11 protein-coding genes are annotated in these 13,181 nt (G+C 66.1%); 6 read left to right on the forward strand and 5 right to left on the reverse strand.

The window, feature by feature from the left end; all coding sequences use genetic code 11:
• Positions 1 to 10 precede the first annotated feature (10 nt).
• A complete protein-coding gene (locus U5A89_RS18740) occupies positions 11 to 1,021 on the forward strand; it encodes an adenosine kinase (protein ID WP_338162527.1) in 1,011 nt (336 codons plus the stop codon).
• Between the two features lie 92 nt (positions 1,022 to 1,113).
• Here U5A89_RS18740 and U5A89_RS18745 read toward each other — a convergent pair whose 3' ends face one another.
• The 3 genes from U5A89_RS18745 to tsaD are packed head-to-tail and all read right to left on the reverse strand — an operon-like array spanning position 1,114 to position 4,686.
• A complete protein-coding gene (locus U5A89_RS18745; RefSeq protein WP_445190671.1) occupies positions 1,114 to 2,637 on the reverse strand; it encodes a lipopolysaccharide biosynthesis protein in 1,524 nt (507 codons plus the stop codon).
• A gap of 46 nt (positions 2,638 to 2,683) precedes the next feature.
• On the reverse strand, positions 2,684 to 3,655 hold the full coding sequence (locus tag U5A89_RS18750) for an NAD(P)H-dependent glycerol-3-phosphate dehydrogenase (protein ID WP_338162528.1): 972 nt from the start codon (positions 3,653 to 3,655) through the stop codon (positions 2,684 to 2,686).
• On the reverse strand, positions 3,652 to 4,686 hold the full coding sequence (gene tsaD / locus U5A89_RS18755; protein ID WP_338162529.1) for a tRNA (adenosine(37)-N6)-threonylcarbamoyltransferase complex transferase subunit TsaD: 1,035 nt from the start codon (positions 4,684 to 4,686) through the stop codon (positions 3,652 to 3,654). The genes U5A89_RS18750 and tsaD overlap by 4 nt, the downstream gene beginning before the upstream one ends.
• Positions 4,687 to 4,730: 44 nt before the next feature.
• Between tsaD and hemC the strand changes: the two genes are divergently transcribed.
• The 4 genes from hemC to U5A89_RS18775 all read left to right on the forward strand — a co-directional run bounded on the left by hemC (position 4,731) and on the right by U5A89_RS18775 (position 8,127).
• Entirely contained in the window at positions 4,731 to 5,657 is a 927-nt protein-coding gene (gene hemC / locus U5A89_RS18760) for a hydroxymethylbilane synthase (RefSeq protein WP_338162530.1), read from the forward strand.
• Positions 5,654 to 6,325, forward strand: a complete 672-nt coding sequence (locus U5A89_RS18765; protein ID WP_338162531.1) for a uroporphyrinogen-III synthase — start codon at positions 5,654 to 5,656, stop codon at positions 6,323 to 6,325. The genes hemC and U5A89_RS18765 overlap by 4 nt, the downstream gene beginning before the upstream one ends.
• An 8-nt stretch (positions 6,326 to 6,333) precedes the next feature.
• Entirely contained in the window at positions 6,334 to 7,236 is a 903-nt protein-coding gene (locus tag U5A89_RS18770) for a hypothetical protein (protein WP_445190672.1), read from the forward strand.
• 129 nt (positions 7,237 to 7,365) lie between these two features.
• Positions 7,366 to 8,127 (forward strand): esterase/lipase family protein, encoded by a 762-nt coding sequence (locus U5A89_RS18775; protein WP_338162532.1) that lies wholly within the window; start codon positions 7,366 to 7,368, stop codon positions 8,125 to 8,127.
• 826 nt (positions 8,128 to 8,953) lie between these two features.
• Here the strand turns inward: U5A89_RS18775 and gltX are convergent.
• Entirely contained in the window at positions 8,954 to 10,282 is a 1,329-nt protein-coding gene (gene gltX / locus U5A89_RS18780; RefSeq protein WP_338162533.1) for a glutamate--tRNA ligase, read from the reverse strand.
• A 45-nt stretch (positions 10,283 to 10,327) separates the two neighbouring features.
• Positions 10,328 to 11,989: an NAD+ synthase gene (locus U5A89_RS18785; RefSeq protein ID WP_338162534.1), complete on the reverse strand. Its 1,662-nt coding sequence runs from the start codon at positions 11,987 to 11,989 to the stop codon at positions 10,328 to 10,330.
• 221 nt (positions 11,990 to 12,210) lie between these two features.
• Here U5A89_RS18785 and U5A89_RS18790 point away from each other — a divergent pair, with 221 nt between their 5' ends.
• Positions 12,211 to 13,146: a ribose-phosphate pyrophosphokinase gene (locus U5A89_RS18790; protein ID WP_338162535.1), complete on the forward strand. Its 936-nt coding sequence runs from the start codon at positions 12,211 to 12,213 to the stop codon at positions 13,144 to 13,146.
• The last annotated feature ends 35 nt before the right edge of the window (positions 13,147 to 13,181 follow it).

The following is a 13,181-nucleotide window of genomic DNA, read 5'->3' on the forward strand; positions in this document are numbered from 1 at the left end:
AGGATATTGCGTGACCGCTTCCGCACATCAGGCTCCGACGCTGGACGTCGTCGCGATCGGCAACGCCATCGTCGACGTCCTTGCCCGCAGCGACGACGCCTTCCTCGCCGAACATGCGCTGACCAAGGGCGGGATGCAACTGATCGACGCCGCCATGGCCGAGGCGCTCTATGCCGACATGCCCCAGGCCAAGGAAATCAGCGGCGGATCGGCCGCCAACACGCTGGCGGGCCTCGCCGCGCTGGGCAAGGCGTGCGGCTTCATCGGCCAGGTCAATGACGATCAGCTCGGCGAAGTCTTCGCCCATGACGTCCACGCCTTGGGCATCCGCTTCGATACCCCCGCCATGACCGGCGACGTGCCGACCGCCCGCTGCCTGATCCTCGTCACGCCCGACGCGCAGCGCACGATGAACACGTTCCTGGGCGCATCGCAGTTCCTGCCCGAAGCCGCGGTCGATTTCGACCTGATCCGCTCGGCCAAGATCCTCTATCTGGAAGGCTATCTGTGGGATCCCGAGCAGCCGCGCGCGGCGATGCGGGCGGCGATCGACGCGGCGCGGGGGGCGGGGCGAAAAGTGGCCTTCACCCTCTCCGACAATTTCGTGATCGACCGCCATCGCGCCGACTTCATCGACCTCATCGACAATGGCCAGATCGACATTCTCTTCTCGAACGAGGGCGAAATCCAGTTTCTGGCGCAGGTCGATGATTTCGACAGCGCGCTCGCCCGCTTCGCCGACAAGGTGCCGGTGCTGGTATCGACCCGCGGCGAACAGGGTGCCGTCGCCGTCGTCGATGGCGTCCGCTATGAAGCACCCGCCGCACCGGTGGCGCAGATCGTGGACACGACCGGCGCTGGCGACCTGTTCGCGTCGGGCTTCCTCGCTGCGCATATCGATGGCCGCAGCGTCGAAGACGCGCTGGCGCTGGGCGCCGCAGCGGCGGCCGAAGTGATCTCTCACTGGGGCGCGCGCCCCGAAGAGGATTTGGCCGTGATCCGCGACACATTGTTCGCGTAAGACCCTAAAAGGCTCGCCTCTGCGATAAGGGGCGAGCCTTTTTCCTATTGCGCTGTCCTACACGCCGCCAAATCGGCGATGATGCGCGAATGTCAGGCCGTCTTCTGCTTGCGGAACAAGGTGCGGTCTTCGGACCCGAAGCCCCAGCGCCAGATGACGACGCCATAGACCCCCAGGATCGTCCAGACCCCGAACACCAGTTCCACCCATTCGAAGCGCGGCGGCAGAGCCACGAAACCCGCGCCGACGATACAGGCGATACCAGCCGCACTCAGCAACGGCCAGCGCCACGCATTGATCGGCGCACCCAGCAGGCGCGACAGCAACCGCGCCTTGATGAACGCGCCGACGCCCAACGCCAGGCACAGGGCAAGCGCGGGCGCGGCGGCGATCCACATCACCGGCATCCCCAGCCGTCGCGCCGTCAGAATGAGGACGAAGCTGAAACCGGCCTGCAACCCGATCATCACCAGCGAGATCATCAGGTTGCGATGCCGGGCGATATAGACCAGCGCCGCTTCGCTGACGACGGCGGTCGCCGCCACCACTTCGGCCAGCAGCAGAAAGGCCAGCGCGCCGGTGCCGCCGACGAAATGCGGCCCCACCAAGCCCATCACCGCTTCGCCCGGAATGCCGAGCGCCAGCGCGATGCCCGCCTGCGCAGCGATGATCCAGAAACCGACCTGGCTGACCTGCTTGGCGATGGCGGCCAGATTGTTTTCAGCGAGGTTCCGGGTGATGACCGGACCCAGGATCGGATCGAAGCTGGTCTTCAATTTCTGCGGCAGCGACGCGACCTGCTGCGCGACATAATAGATGCCGATCACTGCCGGGCTGACGAACAGCCCCAATATCGCCATGTCGAGTCGGCGCGACCCCCATTCGACGCCATCGGCCGCCGCCAGCGGCAGGTTGCGCCGCGCCAGTCGCCACAGCCGTCCGACATCGGGCGTCCAGCCGCTGGGGCGACCATAATGACGGACCATCGGGATGATGGAGGCGGTGAACGCCGCGATCATCGATACGGCATAGGACAGGATCAGGCCGTCGCGGGTCGAATAAAAGGCGAAGGCGAAGGCGCCGATGCTGATCGCCCAGGGTTCGATGATCGATCGCGCCCGCACGGTCGCCCCGACATCGAAACGATAGGCGCAGGCCGCCAGCGCCACGTCCGACCCCGCCACCGCAATCACGACCAGCGCCAGCAGCCGGTCAAGCCCATTGATGCCGCTATTGGGAAACATCGCCTGGGGAAAGGCGATCAACAGACCCGCCCCCACCAGCGCCGCGAACAGGGTCACAAACATCGCGTCGGCGACGACATGGGCATGGGGCCGCTCGGTCTGGCTGAGCGCCCCTGCAAGGCCACGCTTCAGGCCCAACGTCGCAAGCTGGGCGACGAATTCGACCACCAGCACGGCATAGGCGAAACGGCCCAGTGCGTCCGCGCCATACCAGCGCCCGGCGATGAACAGGAACGGCAGGCGCGCGGCCAGGCGCAGCAGGAAACCGAATATATTGGTCCGCCCACCCTTTGCCAGGGCGGCGATATCTTCCTGATCCTTGGATGGCGGCGCCTGTGTCGCCAACGAAGCCTGATCCCCCTGCGTCATCATGTCTCTGATTTCGTCTGTAGGCGCAATGCGGCGACGGCGCGATGAATTATTCGGGCCGCAACGGGCGGGCGAGCAGCGCGTCGATGACCTGCCCCAGCGGCGCGGCGTCGGCCAGCAGCGCGCATACCGCATCGACCACCGGCATTTCCACGCCAGCCGCGATCGCCGCGTCGCGCAGCACCGGTGCGGTAAAGGCGCCTTCCGCCACGGTGCGGCGATTGCTGAGCAGATCGGCGGCGGTGCGCCCTTCGCCCAATCCCTTGCCGAGCGAGAAATTGCGCGAATTGGTGGACGAGCAGGTCAGGACAAGGTCGCCCAGGCCCGACAGGCCACCCAGCGTTTCCGCCCGCGCGCCCCGCGCCATGCCGAAACGCGTCATTTCGGCAAAGCCGCGCGAAATCAGGGCCGCGCGGGCATTGAGGCCAAGGCCAGCCCCTTCGGCCACACCACAAGCAATGGCGAGCACATTCTTGACCGCCCCGCCAATTTCCGCACCGATGACGTCATCGGACAGATAGGGGCGAAAAGCCGGACGGGCGATGCGGGCGGCCAGACGCTGGCCCAGCGCCCGGTCTTCGCAGGCCAGGGTGATAGCGGTGGGCAACCCCTTGGCCACTTCATGAGCGAAGGTCGGGCCGGACAGGACGGCGATAGGAGAGTTTGGCTGAGCAGCCTTTGCAACTTCCGACATCAGCAGGCTGCTGCCCGCCTCGATCCCCTTGGAACACAGGACCAGCGGCACGCCGGCCGGTGCCTGCGCTACCACGCTGCGCAGATGCTGGGCAGGACTGACCACCAGCAACAGGTCGCATCCGGCAAGGTCGGCCATCTCGCCGGTCGCCCGAATCGAGGAGGAGAGCGCAATGCCCGGCAGGTACAGAGGATTTTCAGAAGTAGCATTGATGCCCGACACGACATCGGGTTCCAACGCCCACAACGCCACGTCCTGCCCATCGCTGGCCAGCAATTGCGCCAGCGCCGTGCCCCATGCGCCTGCCCCGATAACGCCCGCTTTCATGCCTTCACTCCTGCGCCGCGCGCTTTTTCCGCCGCCGGGTCGAGCGGCCAGCGCGGCCGGGCGGGAACCGTGAGATCGTCGATCAGGCCGACCGCAAAACGCTCAGCCCCGGCCCAGGCGATCATCGCAGCATTGTCGGTGCACAGCCACAACGGCGGCGCAACGAAGGGCAGGGCATGATCGGCGGCCAGCCGTTCGAGCGCGGTGCGGATCGCTTGGTTGGCGGCGACCCCGCCCGCCACGACCAGGGCGGTCACGCCCTCGCTCTGCCCCAGCGCCTTGCGCGTGCGATCGACCAGACAGTCGATCACCGCCTGCTGAAAGGAAGCGGCGATATCGTCCATGCCATATTGGCCCGACTGTACGGCGCGCATCACCGCGCTCTTGAGGCCCGCGAAGGAGAAATGCGGCTCCGCAGTACCGACCAGCGGGCGTGGCAGCGGGACCGCTTTGGCATTGCCCCGCGCCGCCGCCTGTTCCACCTGCGGCCCGCCGGGATAGCCCAGCCCCAGCAATTTGGCGGTCTTGTCGAACGCTTCGCCCGCCGCATCGTCGATGGTGGTGGCAAGACGGGCATAATCGCCTGGCCCCTTCACATGCAGCAGCTGGCAATGGCCGCCAGACACCAGCAGCAGCAGATAGGGAAATTGCAGCGTCGGATCGGCCAGACGCGGCGAAAGCGCATGGCCCTCCAGATGATTCACCGCAATCAGCGGCTTGCCTGCTGCGTGGGCGAGCGCCTTGCCGGTGACCAGGCCCACCATGACGCCACCGATCAGCCCCGGCCCGGCGGTCGCGGCGATGACATCGACGTCGGCGAGCGTCATCTTCGCATCGGCCAGCGCCGCTTCGATCAAGGGGCTGAGCGCTTCGACATGGGCGCGCGCCGCGATTTCGGGGACGACGCCGCCATAGGGACGATGCGCGTCCTCCTGCGTGGCGAGGCGATGCGCGAGAATCCGGCCGTCTGCGCTCACCAGCGCGGCTGCGGTTTCATCGCAGCTCGATTCCAGGCCAAGGATGATTGTCATTGCCGCTTCCATCTAATGCCCGTGGTCATTAGAGCAAGCCGCATATGCTTTTGCCCAACCGACCGTTGCGCCTCGGCACCAGAGGATCGCCCCTGGCGCTGGCCCAGGCCCACATGACCGCCCGCGCCCTATGCGCCGTCCATGGCTGGACGCCGGATGCCGTGACGATCGTCACCGTCCAGACCAGCGGCGACCGGATACAGGACCGGGCGCTGGCCGATATCGGCGGCAAGGCGCTGTGGACCAAGGAACTGGACCGCGCGCTGGTGCAGGGCGACATCGATTTTGCGGTCCACAGCATGAAGGACGTGGAGACGCTGCGGCCAGAGGCGATCCGGATCGTTGCGATGCTGCCCCGCGCCGATGTGCGCGACAAGCTGGTGGGCGCATCCGATTTTGCCGCCCTGCCCGCCAATCCGATCGTCGGCACCAGTTCGCCGCGCCGCGCCGCGCAGGTCAAGCGGTTGCGCCCCGACGCGAAGATCACTCTGTTTCGCGGCAATGTCGCCACCCGCCTTGCCAAGCTGGACGCGGGCGAAGTCCATGCCACCTTGCTGGCGGCGGCGGGCCTGGACCGGCTGGACCAGGGCGATGTCGGCGCAACGATCGCGGTGGACATGATGCTGCCCGCGCCGTCGCAGGGCGCCGTGGGCATAGAGACGCTGGGCGACAATGCGGCGGTGGTTTCCGCGCTGGCGGCGATCAACGACTGCGACACATATGACGCGGTGATGGCCGAACGCGCGGTGCTCAAGGCGCTGGGCGGCAGTTGCCATTCGCCGATCGCCGCGCTGGCGCGGGTGGAGGGCGACGGGCTGTACCTGATCGCGGAGATCATCAGCCCGGACGGACAGGAAACGGTGCGCGAGGAAACGCGGCTGGCGCGCGGCGACGATGCGGCAGCGCAAGCGGTGGGTCGCGCTTTGCTGGAGCGGGCCAGCTCGGCATTGCGTGGGCTGTTCGAGGGGTGAGTCCCGTCCTGATCCTGCGGCCCGAACCGGCAGCGGGTAGGACGGCAGCCAAGGCGTCCGCGCTGGGGCTGAGGGCGGCGGTCCATCCGCTGTTCGCGCCGCAGCCGATCGACTGGACGCCGCCTGCCCCGGACAAGTTCGACGCCCTGCTGCTGACCAGCGCGAACGCCGCCAGGCTGGCGGGGCCGATGCTGGCGATCTATCACGGACTGCCCGCTTATGCTGTGGGCGAAGCGACCGCGATGGCCCTGCGCGACGCAGGCTTTGCCGATGTCCAGGCGGGCGATGGCGACGGCAGCGCGATCGCGGCCCGGATCGCCGCCGATGGACAAAAGCGGTTGCTGCATCTGGCCGGCACGACCGTCGCGCCGATGACGGCCGATGCCATCGATGTGACGCGGATCGCGGTCTATAGCATGGCATCGTTGCCCCCCGACCCGGCGCTGGCCGCCGCCGCGACGCCCGGATCGGTGCTGCTGATCCATTCGCCGCGGGCGGGAGAAAGGCTGGCCGCGCATATTCATCAACAGGCGCGCGCATCGCTGCATATCGTTGCGATCAGCCCGGCCGCGCTCGCTGCATGCGGGGCAGGCTGGGCAAGCGGGCAAGCGCCTGCCCAGCCGGTCGACGACGACATGCTGGCCCTTGCCGCGCGATTGTGCGAATGACAGCCATCATGACAGACGAAAGGGCCAACATGCGCGACGAGGATGGGGTTGGCGACGCGACTATGATAGCTGCGCCGCCGCGCCGTCGTCCGTTTTTGCCGCTCCTGATCCTGACCCTGCTCGCCTTCGTGCTGGGCGTTGCCCTCACCGTCTGGGCCTGGCCCCAGATCCAGCAGCGCTGGGGCGATACCCAGCCGCAGCGCGCCGTCGTTGCGCCGACACCGGGACTGATTACCGGCAATGGCGCGACCGCCACCGTCCGGCCGCTGACCACCGATGCCGCGCAGATGCTGGACGGCCGCGTCCTCCAACTGGAAGAGCGGCTCAACCGCATCACCGTCGAGGCGCAGGCCGCGTCGGGCAATGCCGCCCGTGCCGAAGGGCTGCTGGTCGCCTTCGCCGCGCGCCGCGCACTCGATAGCGGGACGCCGCTCGGCTATGTCGAGGGACAGTTGCGGTTGCGTTTCGGCCAGGCCCAGCCCCGCGCCGTCGCCGCGATCATCAATGCGGCGCGCGAACCCATCACCCTGGCCGACCTACGCGGCGGATTGATGGATGTCGCCAGCAAGGTGACGACCCCGCCGACCGACGGCGGCTGGTGGAGCGCGCTGGAGCATGAGGCGCGCGAACTGGTGACCATTCGCAAGATATCGACGCCATCGCCGCGCCCCCAGGCGACGATGGACCGCGCGGTGCGCTATATCGACGGCGGGCGCGTCAATGCCGCGCTGGCCGAGGTGGAGCGGTTGCCCGGTCGGGCGGCGGCGGACCGGTGGATGCAATATGCCCGCCGCTATCTGGAAGCGCGCCGTGCGCTCGACCTGATCGAGACGGCCGCGATCCTGGAACCACGCCAATTGCACGGTGTTGAAGGCGTCAGCGTCAATCAGACCTCTCCTCTAGCGCCGTAAAAATCGTTGTAACAAACGACGAACCGTTCGTCGTGCGAGCCGAAACCGATAGACGCGCGGCGCGTTTGTCACGACAATGTCATCTTTCCCGCTCGGCAGATCAGCGCGCGGCCCAAGGATATCATCGTCGTGCCGTCTTACGCCCAACCCTATGCCCAAGCTGTCAGCAGTTTCTGGAAAGATCGCCTCGCGTCCGGACCGCGCGCGGCGCAGCTTCCGCCGTTGCAGCAGCTGCTGGGCAATCTGAGCGTGCCGTTTGACCTGGCGCGGACCAAGGCGCAGGCATCCTTGCTGGCGGATCAGATGCAGGGCGACGGTCGGTCGATCCTGTTGATCCCGGGCCTGATGGCGTCGGAACAGCGTATGGGGTGGCTGCGCGATATATTGAACGCGGCGGGCTATGCCGCGCATGACTGGGGCATGGGTCGCAATTTCGGTCCGCGTCCCGACAGCCTGGACCGGATCGATGCGCGCGTGGACGCCATTCGCAAGGATAGCGGTGCGCCGGTGACACTGGTCGGATGGAGCCTGGGCGGGCTGTATGCACGCGAATATGCGAAATTTGCCGGGCATAAGGTCGGCGGCGTCGTGACGATGGGGACGCCCTTTTCCGGCGATCCGCGCGCTAATCATGCATGGCGGCTCTATCAGCTGGTGTCGGGCTTTCCGGTCGACCGGCCGCCCTTCCCCTGCACGCGCGAAGCCAAGCCGCCGGTGCCGACCGTGGCTCTGTGGTCGCAGCGCGATGGCGTGATCCTGCCCGCATGCGCCAAGGGCCGTTCGGGCGAGCGCGACAAGGCGATCGAGGTCGATTGCACGCATATGGGCTTTGCCGCCTCGCCGGAAGGCATTGCCGCGGTAGGCCAAGCGTTGGCGGCGATGCGCGGCTGAGATGGGCGTTATAGGTGGCGACGCCGAGTCGCCGACGAGCGCACATGGCAATCCTGCGATCCTTAGCGCGGCGTTTTTGGCGACCTGAGCCGACCGACTGGGTCACGGGTCCGAAGTTCACACCATTGCAGGGATCGCATTTCCACGCTTTTTCGTGGGGATTGGAGCACGGAAGCGTTACCGAAGCGCTCGCGACGCGCCGCCCACGCACCTGTAAGGTCACAGTCACGCATCGCTTACGCGACAGGGACGCGACGGTCGGGTCATGCGTGCGCGCCAGTGCGGCGGCGATTGGCAAAGGAGAGCGGGCGCGAAAAGCGTAGTGATCCATCGATCAGGATAGATCAGAAGAAATCCTACATTGGAAGGGTAATAGGAAGGCGGCGATGCCCTTGGTGCGAAGGGGGGCGACAGCGGGTCGCTTTGTCGATGTCGTCGCGATATTATTTTTGCGCTGGGGCGTGGAGAGTCTGGATTGGGGAACGGCGGGTTTTAGGGGGGACGGTAGCGATGGGTGGGGAGCGGACGGTCTGACTTTGCTGCCCCTCCCGCTTGCGGGAGGGGCAGCGAGACTTAATGAGCGGAGCGAATTTAGTCGCAGCGGGGTGGGCCAATGTAACCTTGCGCTTGCCCACCCCCTAACCCCCTCCCGCCAGCGGGAGGGGGAATAACGTCCCCGATTGGTCGCCTCCAGTCACCCCTCGTCGTCATGTCAGGCCTGACCCGGCATCCCGCTTTCCCTTTTACGCAGCCGACGACGAACAGCGGGATCCCGGGTCAAGCCCGGGATGACGTTGGAAGGTTTGGTTTTAGTCGAAGCCTGCTTTTAGGATTGGAGGCGGCGTAGCGCTTCTTCCCGGCTGATCAGGGGTAGCAGTTGGCCCATGTCCGGGCCGTGATCCAGCCCGGTCAGCGCGCGGCGGAGGGGAAGGAAGAGGGTCTTGCCCTTGCGGCCGGTTTCCGCCTTCAACGCGTTGGTCAGGGCGCGCCAAATGTCGGCGTCGAAGGACACGTCCGAGAGGATGCGGTAGGCGGTGGTGAGGAAATCGCGGTCTTCTTCCGCGGGCGTAGGGGCATCGATCGGGCCGGTGACGATGCGCCACCAGTTGGCGGCGCCGGAAACCGTTTCCAGATTGGGGCGGATGGCGGTCCAGGCGGCTTCGTCCATGCCATGCGGCAGGCGATCGGCGACTGTTCCATAGGGAAGAAGATGGACGATCTTCTGGTTGAGGGTCGCCAGTTCGGTTTCATCGAAGCGCGCGGGCGCGCGGCCGAAATGGGCGAAGTCGAAGCTGTCGATCAGGGGCGTCATGTCGGTAAAGGGTTCGATGGGCTGCGAACTGCCAAGGCGGGCGAGCAGCGAGGCGACGCTCATGGCTTCCAGGCCGATCTCCCGAAAATGGGCGACGCCGAGCGAACCCAGGCGCTTGGACAGCTTGCCTTCGCTGCCGGTCAGCAGCGCTTCATGGGCGAAGGCGGGGAGCGGCGCGTTCAGCGCGGTGAACATCTGGATCTGGGTCGCGGTGTTGGAGACATGATCCTCACCGCGCAGGACGTGGGTGACGCCCATGGCGATATCATCGATCACCGAAGGAAGCATGTAGAGCCAGCTGCCGTCGGCGCGGCGGATCACCGGGTCGGACAGGAGTTTGGGATCGAAGCGCTGGTCGCCGCGGATGAGGTCGGTCCAGACGATCGGCTGTTCATGATCCAGCTTGAAGCGCCAGTGAGGGGTGCGGCCTTCGGCTTCGAATGCGGCGATCTGGTCCGGGGTCAGCGACAGGGCGGCGCGATCATAGACGGGCGGGAGACCGCGGCCGAGCAAGACCTTCCGGCGCAGGTCGAGTTCCTGGGCGGTTTCATAGGCGGGATAGACATGGCCCGATGCCTTGAGAGCGGCAAACTTGTCTTCATAGAGGGCGAAGCGGTCGGACTGCTTTTCCTCGCCATCCCAATGCAGGCCGAGCCATTGCAGGTCGGCCTTGATCAACTCCGCATATTCGGCGCGCGAGCGTTCCAGGTCGGTATCGTCCAGGCGCAACAGGAACTTGCCCGCAGATTTGCGCGTCCAGAGCCAGTTGTGGAGCGCGGCGCGGATATTGCCGACATGGAGGTTGCCGGTGGGCGATGGAGCGAAGCGGGTGATGACGGTCATAAATATCCCTGGGCCGTTCGCCCTGAGCCCGAACGGTCTTTAGAGTCAGATCGTGCGGAAGGCGTTGGTGATCGGGTAGCGGCGGTCGCGGCCGAAATTGCGGGTGCCCAGCTTCACGCCGGGGGGCGATTGGCGGCGTTTATATTCGGCGACATAGAGCAGCCGTTCGATCCGGGCGACGGTGTCGCGGTCGAAACCGCGGGCGACCAGTTGCTCGACCGACAGTTCCTCCTCGACCAGGCCGTAGAGGATCGGGTCCAGCACTTCATAGGGCGGCAGGCTGTCGTCGTCGCGCTGGTTATCGCGCAGTTCGGCGCTGGGCGGCTTGGTGATGACGCGATCGGGCATCACCGGGCCGGTGGGGCCGAAGCCTTCGCCGAGCGAGGGGACATTCTCGTTGCGCCAACGGCACAGGTCGAAGACGGTGGTCTTGTACGCGTCCTTGAGTACCGAATAGCCGCCCGCCATGTCGCCATAGATGGTGGCGTAGCCGACCGACATCTCGCTCTTGTTGCCGGTGGTCAGCAACATGTGGCCGAACTTGTTGGATAGCGCCATCAGGGTGAGGCCGCGGATGCGCGACTGGATATTTTCTTCGGCCAGGTCGCGCTGACGGCCTTCGAAAGCGGGGGCAAGCATCGTGTCGAAGGCGGCGACGGCGGGTTCGATCGGGATGGTGTCGTAGCGAACGCCGAGCAGACGCGCGCACTCCACCGCGTCGTCCAGACTGTCCTGGCTGGTGAAGCGCGAGGGCATCATGACGCACCAGACGCGGTCGGCGCCCAGCGCATCGACGGCGACGGCGGCGGAGAGCGCGGAATCGATGCCGCCCGACAGGCCCAGCACGACGCCGGGGAAGCGGTTGCGGTTCACATAGTCGCGCAGGCCCAGCACCATGGCGTTGTAGATGTCGGCCGGGCGGGGATCGAGGTCGTGCCGTTCGCCGGGCAGGCAGGCCCATTGGCCGTCCTGCTTTTCCCAATGAGTCAGCACCAGTGCTTCCTCCCAATCGGGCATCTGGTGGGCGACGCTGCGGTCGGCATTCATGACGAAGGAGGCGCCGTCGAACACCAGCTCATCCTGGCCGCCGACGCGGTTGAGATAGACGAGCGGCAGGCCGGTTTCGCGCACGCGGGTGCCCGCGACCGCATTGATGCGGCGATCGTCCTTGTCGATTTCATAGGGGCTGCCATTGGGGCTGATGAGGATTTCCGCCCCCTCGCCCTTCAGATGGGCGGTGACGAAGGGGAACCAGATATCCTCGCAGATCGGCACGCCGATCTTCACGCCCTTGAAATCGATCGGCGCGGGCAGCGGTCCGGGCGCGAAGAGACGCTTTTCATCGAAGGTGCCGTAATTGGGCAGTTCGCGCTTTTGCCGGATCGCGGTGACCGCGCCATCCTCCAGCAAGGCGACGACGTTGAAGAGGACGCCCTGGGCCGCGACCACGGTGCCGACCAGCATGGCGGGGCCGCCGTCGGCGGTCGCCTGCGCCAGGCGGTCCAGTTGCTGGTTCGCGCGATCGACCAAGGCGGGCTTCAGCACCAAGTCCTCGGGCGGATAGCCGATCAGCTGCAATTCGGGATAGACGATGAGGTCCGCGCCCTGCGCCCGGTCACGCCAGGCCAGCATGGCGTCGGCATTGGCGACGAGGTCGCCCACGGACTGGGTCATCTGCGCGAGCGCGATCACGAGTTTGTCGGTCATGCCCGCGCCCTAGAACATTTTCGCCATAATCGAAAATCCTCTATGTCCCGACCGCCAATTTCGCGCCGAACGCCCGCTTCGCGGCCATTCTGGAAATGGTCGGGCGAATTTGCCGTGGCGCGCAAAAGCGCCTTTCCACATGCGCCATGCGCCGCTAAAGGGGCCGCGTCTCGCGCATCGTCATCAATTCGTCACGCCATTTCGTTTGGGGGGTTTTCGCCATGAAACTCATGACCGGCAATTCGAACAAGCCGCTTGCGGCCGCCATCGCCGACTATATTGAAATCCCCCTGACCGACGCCAGCGTCCGCCGTTTCGCGGATGAGGAAGTCTTCGTGGAAATCCACGAGAATGTCCGTGGCGAAGACGTGTTTGTCATCCAGTCGACGGCCTATCCGACCAACGACAATCTGATGGAATTGCTGATCATGATCGATGCGCTCAAGCGCGCGTCGGCCAAGCGAATCACTGCCGTCATCCCCTATTTCGGCTATGCCCGGCAGGACCGGAAGCCCGGCCCGCGCACGCCGATCAGCGCCAAGCTGGTCGCCAACCTCATCACCACGGCGGGCGCCGACCGCGTATTGTCGGTCGATCTGCACGCCGGGCAGATCCAGGGCTTCTTCGACATTCCGACCGACAATCTGTTCGGTGCGCCGGTGATGTCGGCGGATATCCAGGCCCGGTTCGGCGACAAGAATATCATGGTCGTGTCGCCCGACGTCGGCGGCGTGGTGCGCGCCCGTGCGCTGGCCAAGCGGCTGGACAACGCGCCGCTCGCCATCGTCGACAAGCGCCGCGAGCGCGCGGGCGAATCGGAAGTGATGAACATCATCGGCGACGTGAAGGGCCGTTTCTGCATCCTGATCGACGATATCGTCGATTCGGCCGGCACGCTGTGCAACGCCGCCGCCGCGCTGAAGGCGCAGGGGGCCGAAGAGGTCATCGCCTATGTCAGCCATGGCGTGCTGTCGGGCGGCGCGGTCGCCCGCGTCGATGCGTCGGAACTGCTGGAACTGGTGATCACCGATACGATCCAGGGCACCGAGGCGGTGAACACGTCCAAGCGCGTGCGCCATCTGCCGATCGCGCCGCTGCTGGGCGAAGCGATCAAGCGCATCGCGGATGAGAGTTCGGTATCCAGCCTGTTCGACTGAAAGGAGAAAGGCTGGCGAACGATCCGGGGGATCGT

The sequence above is a fragment of the Sphingobium sp. HWE2-09 genome (genome assembly GCF_035989265.1).
Taxonomy (GTDB): Bacteria; Pseudomonadota; Alphaproteobacteria; order Sphingomonadales; family Sphingomonadaceae; genus Sphingobium.

Excerpts from the sequence above, each read along its gene's own strand:
- U5A89_RS18745 (WP_445190671.1), bottom strand. The coding sequence starts at position 2,637 with ATGATGACGCAGGGGGATCAGGCTTCGTTGGCGACACAGGCGCCGCCA.
- U5A89_RS18750 (WP_338162528.1), bottom strand. The coding sequence starts at position 3,655 with ATGAAAGCGGGCGTTATCGGGGCAGGCGCATGGGGCACGGCGCTGGCG.
- tsaD (WP_338162529.1), bottom strand. The coding sequence starts at position 4,686 with ATGACAATCATCCTTGGCCTGGAATCGAGCTGCGATGAAACCGCAGCC.
- hemC (WP_338162530.1), top strand. The coding sequence starts at position 4,731 with ATGCTTTTGCCCAACCGACCGTTGCGCCTCGGCACCAGAGGATCGCCC.
- U5A89_RS18770 (WP_445190672.1), top strand. The coding sequence starts at position 6,334 with ATGACAGACGAAAGGGCCAACATGCGCGACGAGGATGGGGTTGGCGAC.
- gltX (WP_338162533.1), bottom strand. The coding sequence starts at position 10,282 with ATGACCGTCATCACCCGCTTCGCTCCATCGCCCACCGGCAACCTCCAT.
- U5A89_RS18785 (WP_338162534.1), bottom strand. The coding sequence starts at position 11,989 with ATGACCGACAAACTCGTGATCGCGCTCGCGCAGATGACCCAGTCCGTG.
- U5A89_RS18790 (WP_338162535.1), top strand. The coding sequence starts at position 12,211 with ATGAAACTCATGACCGGCAATTCGAACAAGCCGCTTGCGGCCGCCATC.